8 protein-coding genes are annotated in these 12,455 nt (G+C 72.6%); 6 read left to right on the top strand and 2 right to left on the bottom strand.

All coding sequences use genetic code 11. The features are described 5' to 3' along the window. Positions 1 to 34: 34 nt before the first annotated feature. Together AB0O34_RS08985 and AB0O34_RS08980 are read right to left on the bottom strand one after the other, a co-directional pair. Positions 35 to 940, bottom strand: a complete 906-nt coding sequence (locus AB0O34_RS08985; RefSeq protein ID WP_363914269.1) for an ROK family protein — start codon at positions 938 to 940, stop codon at positions 35 to 37. 162 nt (positions 941 to 1,102) lie between these two features. Beyond that, positions 1,103 to 2,392 (bottom strand): ROK family transcriptional regulator, encoded by a 1,290-nt coding sequence (locus AB0O34_RS08980; RefSeq protein WP_363914267.1) that lies wholly within the window; start codon positions 2,390 to 2,392, stop codon positions 1,103 to 1,105. A gap of 191 nt (positions 2,393 to 2,583) precedes the next feature. On the opposite strand from AB0O34_RS08980, the gene AB0O34_RS08975 reads away from it, so the two are divergent. The 6 genes from AB0O34_RS08975 to AB0O34_RS08950 all read left to right on the top strand — a co-directional run bounded on the left by AB0O34_RS08975 (position 2,584) and on the right by AB0O34_RS08950 (position 12,377). After that, entirely contained in the window at positions 2,584 to 3,954 is a 1,371-nt protein-coding gene (locus tag AB0O34_RS08975) for an extracellular solute-binding protein (protein ID WP_363914265.1), read from the top strand. Further along, positions 3,951 to 4,877, top strand: coding sequence for a sugar ABC transporter permease (locus AB0O34_RS08970; RefSeq protein ID WP_363914263.1), 927 nt, complete (start codon positions 3,951 to 3,953; stop codon positions 4,875 to 4,877). The genes AB0O34_RS08975 and AB0O34_RS08970 overlap by 4 nt, the downstream gene beginning before the upstream one ends. A gap of 37 nt (positions 4,878 to 4,914) precedes the next feature. Beyond that, on the top strand, positions 4,915 to 5,736 hold the full coding sequence (locus AB0O34_RS08965) for a carbohydrate ABC transporter permease (protein ID WP_363914261.1): 822 nt from the start codon (positions 4,915 to 4,917) through the stop codon (positions 5,734 to 5,736). Between the two features lie 3 nt (positions 5,737 to 5,739). Then, positions 5,740 to 9,933 (top strand): glycoside hydrolase family 38 C-terminal domain-containing protein, encoded by a 4,194-nt coding sequence (locus AB0O34_RS08960; RefSeq protein ID WP_363914259.1) that lies wholly within the window; start codon positions 5,740 to 5,742, stop codon positions 9,931 to 9,933. A 72-nt stretch (positions 9,934 to 10,005) separates the two neighbouring features. Then, a complete protein-coding gene (locus AB0O34_RS08955; protein WP_363914257.1) occupies positions 10,006 to 10,767 on the top strand; it encodes a peptidylprolyl isomerase in 762 nt (253 codons plus the stop codon). A gap of 53 nt (positions 10,768 to 10,820) precedes the next feature. Next, a complete protein-coding gene (locus AB0O34_RS08950) occupies positions 10,821 to 12,377 on the top strand; it encodes a gamma-glutamyltransferase (RefSeq protein WP_363914255.1) in 1,557 nt (518 codons plus the stop codon). Positions 12,378 to 12,455 lie beyond the last annotated feature (78 nt).

Raw genomic sequence — 12,455 nt, 5'->3', positions numbered from 1 at the left:
GCCCACCGGAGATCACGCCGATCGGCGACGGTGTTCAGCGGAGCAGTGCCATGCGGGCCGCGCCGACGAGCCCCCCGTCACGTCCGAGAGCCGCGGGAGTGACGCGCAACCGCTGGACGAACCCGAGATGCGCACGACCGGCGACGGCCCGGCGCAGGGGGGCGAACAGCACCTCGCCGGCTCCGGCGACCCCGCCGCCGACCACCACCTGGTCGAGGTCGCAGATGGCGGCCACCGAGACGATCGCGCTCGCGAGCGCGCCGGCGGCACGTTCGAAGGCGGCCAGGGCCACCGCCTCACCGTCATGGGCCGCCCTGGACAGTTCGCGCGCGTCGGAGCCCTGCCACCCCTGCCCCCTGGCCCAGCGGACCATCGAGGGGCCGCTCGCGATGGTCTCGACGCACCCGGCCGCGCCGCACGGGCAGGGGGAGCCGCCCGGGTCCACCACGATGTGCCCGATGTGCCCGGCGTTGCCGGTCGGCCCCGCGTAGGGGACGCCGCCGAGGACGAGGCCGCCGCCGATGCCGGTGGAGACCACGATGCCGAGCATGGCGGCCGTGTCGCGTCCGGCCCCGCGCCAGGACTCTCCGGCGGCCGCCGCCACGGCGTCGCCCACCAGGTGGGAGGGCACGCCCGGAACCACCTCGGCCACCTGGGCGAGGATCGGGAACTCCCGCCAGGCGGGGATGTTGACCGGGCTCACCGTGCCGGCGAGGAGGTCGAGGGGCCCCGCCGACGCGACGCTGACCGCCAGCGGCGGGGCGTCCCCGGCCATGTCGTGGATCAGGTTCGTGAGGGCGCGGCTCACCACGGCGGCCTCGCCCGGGAGCGCGGCGGGGGTTGGCACCTCGCCGCGGCGGAGCACCGCGCCGTCCTCGCCGATCATGGCGGCGGCCAGTTTGGTGCCGCCGATGTCGGCGGCCAGCACGTAGGGAGTCATGGGCTTCTCGTCGCTCGGGAGATGGGCGGACCAGCGGGCACCGGGGGCACGGGTGAAGGCCGGGGATTCGAGGGTCGGGTGCAGGGGGCTCGGGGTGTCAGGAGGGTATCGAGGGTCGGGCGCGAGGGGCTCAGAGAGGGTCTCGCGGGTCGGGTGCGAGGTTCAGGATGTCAGGAGAGCGCCGAGGCGGGGAGCGTAGGTGGCGTGGAAGACCAGCGAGGCCGCGCCGATCGCGGCGGCGTCGGCGGCGAGGGGGGAGACCTCGACCCGCGCGGTGTGCAGGCGGCGGGCCAGGGGCCGGGTGGCCACGGCGTCCGCGATGACCTGCCGGTAGAAGCCGGCGACCTCGCGCATGGCGGGCCCGCCGATCACCAGCAGGTCGATGTCGAGCATGTTCACGATGCTCACGGCCGCGTCGGCGAGGCGGGCCGCGACCTCCCCGATGACCTCGCGCGCGAGCGGATCGCCGGCAGCGGCGGCCGCGCAGATCGCCGAGTGGTCGACGCTGCCGCCGGCCGGTGCTCCCTGGGCGTCCCCGTCCGGCATGTCACCGGCCGTCCTCGCGAGGCCCGGCGCGCTGTCGGCGGCTCCGGTGAGCGTGCTCCGCGCGCCCTCGGCCAGGCGGGATCGTACGGTCGCCTCGATGGCGCTCGGGCAGCAGACCGCCTCGACGCACCCCCGGTTGCCGCAGTAGCACTCCGGGCCGTCAGGAACGACGGTGATGTGGCCGAACTCCCCGGCGTTCAGGGAGCGGCCCCGGTAGATCTGGTTGTCGAGGAACAGCCCGCCGCCGATGCCGGTGCCGAGATACAGGTAGGCGAAGCTCGGCGTGGCACGCGCGAGGCCGGCCCACCGCTCGCCGATGGCCGCCGCCGCGGCGTCGTTGTCCAGGGTCACGGGGAAGCCGGTGTGCTCCTCCAGGAGGCGCTTGATGGGCACGTGGTCCCACCCGGTCAGGCGCGGCGGGAAGTGCATGGCGCCGTCGGCGTCGAGCGGGCCGGGACAGGCCAGGCCGATGCCGAGCACCTTGCCGTCGGGCACGCCCGCCTCGCCCAGCATGCGCCGGGCCGTGACGGCCATCTGGCGGATCACCTCGCCGGGCGCGAGGCCGGGGCGCACGTCGGTGCGCAGCCTGGCGACCGGCTGCCCCGCCAGGTCGGCGAGGACGTACGAGATCTCGCCGGGGTCGAAGTGGATGCCGACGGCGTGCCCGGCGGTGGGGTCGACGCGCAGGATCGTGCGTGGCTTGCCGCCGCTGGAGGGCAGCGACCCGTCCTCGAAGACCAGACCCTCCTCCAGCAGCCTGCGCACGATGACGGACACGGTCTGGGCGGTGAGGCCGGCACGCTCGGCGATCTGGACGCGGCTGATGCCGTCGGAGACCTGGATCGCCTCAAGGACGACGGCACGGTTGTAGCTGCCTACTTTCGGCAGATTTGTGCCCATCTGCATGCCTAGCTCCTGGCGTCCTTGAGGTCCTCAGGCAATATCGCACAACCCGTTGACTTAGTAAATCAAAAAGACTTACGTTCTCGTCAACCCAAGAAACACGGCCGAAACACGGCCGGCGGACCACTCCAGCGCGTGGGTCGGGGGCCCCGGGGCTGTGCTCGTGGTCACGGTAAGGCCGGAGAAGGAGTCCGATGAGACGAGCGATGGTGGCCTCGGTACTGGCGCTCGCGACGGCCGCCACGGCCGGCGCATGCGGTGGGGACACGGCGGAGAAGAGCACCAACGGGGCCAAGGAGATCGAGGTGCTCTACAAGACCGAGCCCGGCTGGCCTTACATGGACAAGGTGCTCAAGCAGGCTAAGACCGAGTACGAGACCGCGCACAAGGGCGTGACGATCAAGCTCACGCCCGTCCAGGGCAACAACGAGGTCTACTACACCAAGCTCGCACTGCTGAACCGCTCGGCCGACTCGGCTCCGGACGTGTACCTCCACGACACCTTCCAGGTCAACGCCGACGTCGCCGCGGGCAAGCTCGCCCCGCTCGACGGCTACCTGAGCTCGTGGCCCGACTGGGCGACGCAGTACGCCGACTCGGTCAAACAGGCCGCCAAGGGCCCCGACGGCAAGATCTACGGCGTCCCGATCAGCACCGACACGCGAGGCCTCTGGTACAGCAAGGACGTGCTGACCAGGGCCGGCATCCAAGTGCCCTGGGAGCCCAAGACCTGGGCGGACGTGCTGACCGCCGCCCGCGCGATCAAGCAGAAGGTCCCCGGCGCCATTCCCTTCAGCATGTACTCCACCAAGCCGCACGGCGAGGCCGCCACCATGCAGGGCTTCGAGATGCTCCTGTACGGCACGCCGGGAGGCACGCTGTACGACGAGACCCAGAAGAAGTGGGTGGCCTCCAGCAAGGGCATCACCGACTCGCTCGGCTTCATCAACACGATCTACCGGGAGAACCTCGGCCCGAAGCAGGCCGACGCGTTCAACACCAAGCTGGCCGAGAAGGTGCAGTACGACTGGTTCCCCACCGGGAAACTGGGCATCGACCTCGACGGTGCCTGGCTCTCCTCGGCATGGAAGCCCACCGGCACCAAACCGTGGCCGCAGTGGACCGAGAAGATCGGGTGGACCCCCATGCCGACCCAGAACGGCGAGGATCCCGGCGCCGTCAGCATGTCGGGCGGCTGGGTCATGGCGATGAGCTCCTACGCCAAGGACAAGAAGGAGGCGTTCGACTTCATCAGCGTGGTCACCAACAAGCGCAACACGCTGACGTACTCCGTCAGCTCCGGTGACCTTACCCCCCGCAAGGACGTGGCCGCCGACCCGACGTACACCGCCGACAACCCGGCGGTGAAGTTCTGGACCGACCTCGCCTCGGTGACGCACTACCGCCCGGCCTACGAGGCCTATCCCAAGGTCTCCGCCGAGGTGCAGAAGGCCATGGAGGCCATGACGACCGGTTCCAAGGCCCCCGACGCGGCGGCCAAGGAGTACGCCGACGCGCTGCCCGGCGTCGTGGGCGGCCCGGACAAGGTGACCTCCGGCTCATGACCGTCACGGCGACGCCGCCGCGGCTGGCCGGCTCCCCCGGGGAGGGGGAGCCGCGCCCGCGGGGCCGCGGGGCCCTGCGCTGGATCCTGCCGCTCGCGCCGGCGCTGGTCCTGCTCGTGATCTTCCTGGCGGGGCCGATCCTGTGGAGCGTCTACATCGCCTTCACCAACGAGACGCTGACCGGCTCGGCGTCGGTGAACTCGCGGTTCGTCGGCGTGGACAACTTCGTCAAGATGCTGGGCGACGAGGACTTCCGCAACTCGTTCCTGCTCACGTTCGTCTTCGTGATCGGGTCGGCGGTCATCGGGCAGAACACCCTCGGCCTGCTCATCGCGCTGCTCCAGCGCGGGCGCGGCCGGGTGACCAGGAGCGTCGTGAACGGCGTCGTGATCGCGGCCTGGGTGGTGCCCGAGGTAGTGGCGGCGGCGTGCTGGTTCTCGTTCCTCTCGGAGGAGGGCACGCTCAACGAGGTGCTGGGCGCGATCGGCCTCTCCCAGGACTGGCTGTTCACCGCCCCGATGATCGCGATCATCCTGGCCAACGTCTGGCGCGGCACCGCGTTCTCGATGCTGGTCTACTCGGCCGCGCTGTCCGACGTGCCGGGCGACCTGCTGGAGGCGGCGTCGGTAGACGGCGCGACCACCTGGCGGCGGTTCGTGCACATCACGCTGCCGCTGATCCGCCGCTCGATCCTGTCGAACCTCATGCTCATCACCCTGCAGACCCTGGCCAGCTTCGGCCTGATCTACGCCCTGACGGGCGGGGGTCCCGGCACGGCCAGCCAGACCACGCCGCTCTACATGTACGAGCAGGCGTTCCGCTACTTCGAGATCGGGTACGGCAGCGCCATGGCGCTGGTGATGCTCGTCATCGGGGCGGCGTTCTCCCTGGTCTACCTGCGACTGATCAAGGTGGACGCCTGATGGCCGGCGTGCCCGCTCCCGCACAGGGGGTTCTTCGATGACCCGCACGGCCGCCCGCGGCGCGGCGCTCCTCTCGCTCCTGCTGATCACGCTGGCCTTCGTCGGCCCGTTCCTGTGGGTCGTGCTGGCCTCGCTGCAACCCCAGGCCAACCTCACCGCCAAGCCGACCTTCCGCTTCTCCCTGGAGAACTTCGCGGCGGTGCTCAACTGGGAGACCGTCTACCAGCCGGTCATCAACTCGATCATCATCTCCGGGACCACCGCGATCCTCACCGTGGTCGTCGCCGCGCTCGCGGCCTACCCGCTCTCCCGCTACAAGCTGCGCTTCAAGCGGCACTTCATGCTGACGCTGCTGTTCACCACGGGCCTTCCCGTCACGGCCATCATGGTGCCGGTCTACTCGATGTTCTTCCGGTTCAACCTGTACGGGTCGATCCCGGCGATGGTGCTGTTCCTCGCGGCGAGCGCGCTGCCGTTCGCCATCTGGATGATGAAGAACTTCATGGACGGCGTGCCGGTGAGCCTGGAGGAGGCGGCCTGGGTCGACGGGGCCGGGTGGGTGCGGTCGCTGACGCGCGTCGTCATGCCGCTGATGGCCCCCGGCGTCGCCGTCGTCTCGATCTTCGTCTTCGTCGGACAGTGGGGGAACTTCTTCGTCCCGTTCGTCCTGCTCGACACGCCGGAGAAGCAGCCGGCGGCGGTCACCATCTACACCTTCTTCTCGCAGTACGGCCAGGTGGCGTACGGGGAGCTGGCCGCCTTCTCGATCATCTACACGGCCCCGGCCGTGATGCTCTATGTCGCCGTGAACAAGTACCTCGCCGGTTCCTTCAGCTTCGCCGGATCAGTGAAGGGTTGACCCTTGCGTATCACCAGCGTCGAATCCACAGAGCTCTTCGTCGAGTCCGGGCAGGTCGTCCGGGTGCACGTCGACGGGCCCCCGGGGGAGATCGAGGTCCGTGTCACCGGCTCCGGCGTCGACGGCACGAGCCGTACGGCACGGCGACCGGTCGAGGTGGGCGTCTCGACGGACGCCGCGCCCGGCACGCGCGTCCCCATCGAGGTGACGTCCGGGGACGCCGTGGCCACGGCGGAGCTGGTGGTGGCCGAGCCCGGCTGGACGGTGTGGATGGTGCCCCACTTCCACTACGACCCGGTGTGGTGGAACACCCAGGCCGCCTACACCAGCACCTGGGACGACGCGGGCGAGGTCGCGCAGCAGTACCGCGGCGAGCGGCAGAACGCCGGGTTCGACCTGATGCGCGAGCACCTGGAGACGGCGCGCCGCGACCCCGACTACAAGTTCGTGCTCGCCGAGGTCGACTACCTCAAGCCCTACTGGGACGCCCACCCCGAGGATCGCGATCTGCTGCGGCGGCTGCTCGCCGAGGACAGGGTCGAGCTGATGGGCGGCACGTACAACGAGCCCAACACCAACCTCACCTCGGCCGAGTCGACGATCCGCAACATCGTCTACGGGGTCGGCTTCCAGCGCGACGTCATGGGCGGCGACCCGGCCACCGCCTGGCAGCTCGACGTGTTCGGGCACGACCCGCAGTTCCCCGGGCTGATCGCCGAGGCCGGGCTCACCTCCAGCTCCTGGGCGCGGGGCCCGCACCACCAGTGGGGGCCGATGCTCACCGGGCGCGACCTCGAACGCGACGGCTGGGGCGACCCGTCGACCATGCAGTTCCCCGCCGAGTTCGAGTGGCTGTCGCCGTCCGGCAAGGGCGTGCTCACCCACTACATGCCCGCGCACTACAGCGCCGGATGGTGGATGGACTCCCGCGCCGACCTCGCGAGCGCGGAGGAGGCGGTGTACGAGCTGTTCACGCGGCTCAAGAAGGTCGCGGCCACGCGCAACCTGCTGCTGCCCGTCGGCACCGACTACACGCCGCCCAACAAGTGGGTCACCGAGATCCACCGCGACTGGAACGCGCGCTACGTGTCGCCGAAGTTCGTCTGCGCGCTGCCGAAGGAGTTCTTCGCGGCCGTACGCTCCTCGCTTCCCGCGCCCTCCCCGCAGACCCGGGACATGAACCCCGTCTACACCGGCAAGGACGTCTCCTACGCCGACACCAAGCAGGCCCAGCGGTCGGCGGAGTCGCTGGTCGGCGATGCCGAGAAGTTCGCCACGCTCGCCGCCGTGACCACCGGCGCCCGCTACCCGCACGCGGCGCTCGACAAGGCCTGGCGGCAGCTGGTGTTCGGCGCGCACCACGACGCGATCACCGGCTCGGAGTCCGACCAGGTGTACCTCGACCTGCTCACCGGCTGGCGCGAGGCCCACGACCTCGGTGAGGGGGTGCTCAAGGCATCGCTCGGCGAGCTGACCGCCCACGTCGACACCCGGGGCGAGGGCACCGCCGTTGTGGTGTGGAACCCCTCCTCCTGGGAGCGCACCGACCTGGTCAGGGTACGGCTCGCGCTGCCCATGCCCGGCGCGTACGGCGTGCGGGTGAGCGACCCCGCCACCGGCGAGCTTCCCGTGCTGCTGGAGAACCCCGAGTACGACGAGGACGGCGGCCTGTCGGCCGTCGACGTCGTGGTGCTGGCGCCCGCCGTACCGGCACTCGGCTGCAGGACGCTGCGGGCCGAGCCGGTCCAGGAGGCGACGCCGCTCGGCTGGAGCTCGCGTGAGGGCTCCGGCATCTCCACGGCGACCCATCTCATCGAGGTCGACCCGGCGCGCGGCGGCTGCGTGTCCCGGTTCTACGACGTCGCCCGCGACCGCGAGCTGCTCCAGCCCGGCAGGGTCGGCAACGAGCTGGTCGTCTACGACGAGTACTCCGAGCACCCCGAGTTCCACGAGGGCCCCTGGCATCTGGTGCCGAGCGGGACCGCCACCGGCTCGGCCGGGCTGCCCGCCACGTCGGTCACCACCGAGACGTGCGCGCTGGCCGAGCGGGTCACGGTCACCGGCCGGGTCGGCCCCGTCGCCTACACCCAGCGGATCACCCTGTGGCACGGCCTCGACCGCGTCGACTGCGTCACCCACATCGACGAGTTCGACGGCTCCGACCAGCTCGTCCGGGTGCGCTGGCCCGCCCGCGTCCCGGGTGCGCTGCCGGTCAGCGAGGTCGGCGACGCCGTCGTCGGCCGCGGCTTCGGCCTCATCGACGTGGACTCGGGCGAGCACCCCTGGACGCTCGACAACCCGGCGGGCAACTGGTTCGCCCTGTCCTCCACCGCGAGGGTCGCGCTGCGCGCCGAGGACGGCACGCCGATCGGCGGCCGGGCCATCGGCATCGCCGAGATCATCGGCGGCGAGCCGCGTGACCTGGCCGTCGCGCTGGTGCGCAAGGGTGTGACCGCGACCTGCTCCAGCGCCCCCGGCCCCCGGTACGGGGACCTCGGCGTCGACTCCAACCTGCCGGACGTGCGGGTCGCGCTCGGCACCCCGGAGGAGAACCCGTTCGTGGCGGAGGTCCTCGCGGCCGCCGAGCCGGAGTACGCCGAGCTGCTGCGCGAGCGCCTGGCGTCGGGCGGCCGGGCCCGGGTCTGGGTGCCCGCGTCCGAGCCGCTGGAGAAGGTGTGGGTGCCGAGCGCCGACCTCACCGGGCCCCGCGCGCTTCCCGTGCTGATCGTCGCCGGAGAGGGGGCCACCGAGGAGCTGGTCGCCGACCTCGACGACGCGGTCATCGAGGTGACCCAGCCGCCGGAGCTCGCCACGCTCACCGAGCCCGCGCTGGACGACTACACCATCGGCGTGGTCAACCGGGGCATCCCCGGATTCGCCGTGGACACGGGCGGCGCCCTGCACCTGTCGCTGCTGCGCTCGTGCACCGGCTGGCCGTCCGGCGTGTGGATCGACCCGCCCCGCCGCACCGCGCCAGACGGGTCGAACTTCCAGCTGCAGCACTGGACCCACTCCTTCGAGTACTCCCTGGTCACCGGGGCCGGCGACTGGCGTGAGGCCCGGCTGGTCGACCACGGGCACGACGTCAACCACCCGCTGGCCGCCGTGGCCGCGCCCGCGCACGAGGGGGAGTTCGCGGCCACCACCTCGTTTCTGGCCGTCGAGCCCGCAGGCAAGGTGGTGCTCGCCGCGCTGAAGGCCACGGGAAACCCGCTCGCCTCGGGCCGGGAGGCGGGGGAGGTCGGCGGCGTAACCCTGCGGCTGTACGAGGCGACGGGCGAGCGCGTCACCGCCCGCATCCGCACCGATCTGCCGCTCACCGGCGCCCACCGCACCGACCTGCTCGAACGGCCTCTGTTCCCGCTGCCGGCCGGCGGCCTCGAACTGACCGGCATGGAGATCGCCACCGTCGCCGCGACGGTGGCGAGCCGGCAGAGCTCCGGGGCGGCCGAAGGGCAGGGGGTGGCGCTGGGGCCGGAGGGCGAGCCGTACCAGCCCGTCTACACGCGCTACTGGCTCGACAACACCGGGCCCGCCCCCGCGGGCAACCTGCCGGTGGCGGTCCACCTGTCCCGGACGGACGTCGCCGTCGAGGGACCCGTCGAGCTGGCCGTGTCCGTCGCCTCCGGGCTCACCGAAGGCGAGGTGTCCGGCGTCGTCACCGTCCGGGCACCCGCCGGCTGGGCCTGCGAGCCGGCCGAGCGGCCGTACGCGCTGGCGCCCGGCGGGCACGCGTCGTTCCCCGTCCGGCTCGTGCCCGAGGACGGCGCCGAGCCTGGCGTGTACTGGCTGCGCGCCGGCACGTCCTACGGCGGCCAGGCCTACGAGGACGTGACCCGGCTGCACGTGGGCGGCGGCCATGACGCGGACCTCGACGTCACCGTGGAGACGCCCGCGGTGCGGCTCACGCCGGGCGACTCCGAGGCCGCATCCGGGGCGGTGGAGGTGCTGCTGCGCTCCCCGGCGCTCACGGACGTCTCGGTGCGGGCGCAGCTGATCAGTCCCTGGAACACCTACGAGCTGATCCCCGAATGGAACACCGGAGTGGTCGTACCCGCGCGGGGCGAGGCCCGGCTCCGCTTCGAGGTGCAGGCGCCTCCGGGCACCCGGCCAGGCCGCTGGTGGGCGGTGGTCAAGCTGGCCGGCGCGGGCCGCCTGCACTACACCGAGGCCGTCGAGATCGAGGTGCTCGCGTGAGCCCGGTCGCCACGGTCGCCGCCGAGGTGCCGGCATGAGCCCGGTCGCCATGGTCGCCGCCGAGGTGTTCCCGTGAGCCGGGTGGCCATGGTCGCCGCCGAGGTGGGGGAGCGGGTCGTCCCGGTCTCCGACGTCGACGCGCGGGAGGCGGAGCTGCGCGCGGGGCCGCTCGCCGCGCGGCTGCCGCACCCCCGCAGCGCCGAGGGCAGGAACCTCCGCCGCTGGCTGGTCCAGGTGCTGGTCACCGAGGCGCTCGTCGAGGAGGAGGCCGCCGCGCTCGGCCTCGTCGCGGTGGAGGACCGGCCACGGCCCGGCCCGCTGACCCTGCCCGCCGCGCTGCGTACGGGCGGCGTGGTCGCGGCCGTGACGGTGTCGATGCCGCTGGCGCGTGAGCTGCGCGCCGTGGTGACGGCCGGGGTGCGCGTCCCGGAGGAAGAGGTGCGCGCGTACTACGACCGCAACCCCGATCGGTTCACCCGCCATGAGACGCGCCACGTGAGCCGGGCCGGGGGAGCGTCCCTTGGCCGCGTGCGGCGCGGCGAGCTGCCCGGACCGCTGGAGACGGCCGTCTTCTCCGCCCGGGAGGGAGAGGTCGTCGGGCCCGTGGAGGGTCCCGGCGGGCCGTGGACCGTGCGGGTGGACACCGTCGAGCCGGGAGGCCCGCTGCCGTACGAGGCGATCCGGGACACCATCGCCTCCGAGCTGACCTCGGTCGCGGTCGAGCGGGCCTTCGCCGGCTGGCTGGAGCGGCGGTACGCCGAGAAGGTGCGGCTGTGGCCGGGCTTCGAGCACCCGGCCGACCCGAGCCACGCCGACGCCACCCACCGGCACTGAGCTCTTCCCCCCGCCCGCGTCTCGCGCGGGCGGGGCCGTCGTAAGGTTTCGCCATGGAGTACACGAGGTTTGCCAGGTTCGGCATGGTTTGCACGGTCGACCACCTGGCCTCCACGGCCGGGTTGGCCATGCTGGACCAGGGAGGCTCGGCGGCCGACGCGGCGATCGCCGCCAACGCCGTGCTGGCGGTCACGGCTCCGCACGCGTGCGGTCTCGGGGGCGACCTGTTCGCCCTGGTCCACCAGGGCGGCGGATCGCCGCGCGCGCTGAACGCCTCCGGGCGGTCAGGCTCCGGCGCTGACCCTGACCGGCTGCGCGCCGAGGGGCACGACCGCATGCCGTTCCAGCGGGACATCCGGTCGGTGCCGGTGCCCGGCTGCGCAGACGGCTGGCTGGCTTTGCACGCGGGGTACGGACGGCTGCCGCTCGCGGAGCTGTTCGCGCCCGCCATCCGGTACGCCGACGAGGGATTCCCCGCCTCCCCGCTGCTGGCCCCGGCCGCCGCGGTGCTGCCCGGAGTGGACGCCGCGCTCGCTCCCGGCGACCTCATCCGCCGGCCGGGCGTCGCCCGCACCCTGGAGGCGCTCGCCATCGAGGGACGTGACGGCTTCTACCTCGGCGAGTTCGGCAAGGGCCTGCTCGCGCTCGGCCGCGACGCCGCGGCGGGAGGTTCGAGCGACGGCGAGTACTCCGAGGCCGACCTGGCGCGCGTGAACGCCGACTGGGTGGAGCCGCTCCGGGCCCGCGCCTTCGGCCACGACGTGTGGACCATCCCGCCGAACTCCCAGGGCTACCTGCTGCTGCTGGCGCTGGCCATCGCCGACGGGCTGGACCTGCCCCGCGATCCGTCCGACCCGCTCTGGGCGCACCTGCTGGCCGAGGCCGCGAGGGCCGCCGGGCACGACCGTCCGGACGTCCTGTTCGACGGGGCCCCGGTCGACGACGTGCTCGCCTCCGCCGGCGAGCGGCGGGCGGCGATCGATCCGTCACGCAGGGCCCGGCTCCGCGACCTGACCTCCTCCGGCGACACGACGTACCTGTGCGCGGTCGACTCCGAGGGGATGGGCGTGTCGCTCATCCAGTCGAACGCCGCGGGGTTCGGCAGCATGCTGTTCGAACCGGCGACGGGCATCAACCTGCACAACCGGGGCATCGGCTTCTCGCTCGTCTCCGGCCACCCGGCCGAGTACGGGCCGGGCCGCCGCCCGCCGCACACCCTCGCCCCCGCCCTGGTGACCCGGCCCGACGGATCGCTGCGCGCGGTGCTGGGAACGATGGGAGGGGACTCCCAGCCGCAGATCCTGCTGCAGGTGGTCGCCCGCCTGCTGGCCTCGGGCGAGTCGCCCGGCGAGGCGATCGGCGCGCCCCGGTGGCGGGTCGGCCCCGGGCTCACCGGCTTCGACGCCTGGAGCGAGCCCGACGAGGCGTCCCTGGACGTCGAGCAGGGCGCGCCGTGGTCCGAGGGGCTCCAGGAGCGCGGCCACCTCGTCCAGGGGCTGCCGTACGGCGGGGCGTTCGGGTACGCGCACCTCATCGACGTACGGCCGGACGGGGTGCTGGCCGGCGCGGCCGACCCCCGCGCCCTCATCTCCAGCGCCGCCGGGCGCTGACCCGGTGAGTCGCTGAGGCTCCTTGATCCGGGAACAACGGGGTTCCCGGCCACAAGCGGTCCTGGCGGCGATTGTCGG

Source organism: Sphaerisporangium sp. NPDC088356 (assembly GCF_040685555.1).
Classification (GTDB): Bacteria; Actinomycetota; Actinomycetes; order Streptosporangiales; family Streptosporangiaceae; genus Sphaerisporangium.
Note: the sequence above shows the minus strand (reverse complement) of the source record. Positions and strands in the feature narration are given on the sequence as shown.

What these genes read in the sequence shown, in the direction of transcription:
- AB0O34_RS08970 (WP_363914263.1), top strand. Translation starts at nt 3,951, where the DNA reads ATGACCGTCACGGCGACGCCGCCGCGGCTGGCCGGCTCCCCCGGGGAG.
- AB0O34_RS08985 (WP_363914269.1), bottom strand. Translation starts at nt 940, where the DNA reads ATGACTCCCTACGTGCTGGCCGCCGACATCGGCGGCACCAAACTGGCC.
- AB0O34_RS08950 (WP_363914255.1), top strand. Translation starts at nt 10,821, where the DNA reads ATGGAGTACACGAGGTTTGCCAGGTTCGGCATGGTTTGCACGGTCGAC.
- AB0O34_RS08975 (WP_363914265.1), top strand. Translation starts at nt 2,584, where the DNA reads ATGAGACGAGCGATGGTGGCCTCGGTACTGGCGCTCGCGACGGCCGCC.
- AB0O34_RS08965 (WP_363914261.1), top strand. Translation starts at nt 4,915, where the DNA reads ATGACCCGCACGGCCGCCCGCGGCGCGGCGCTCCTCTCGCTCCTGCTG.
- AB0O34_RS08980 (WP_363914267.1), bottom strand. Translation starts at nt 2,392, where the DNA reads ATGCAGATGGGCACAAATCTGCCGAAAGTAGGCAGCTACAACCGTGCC.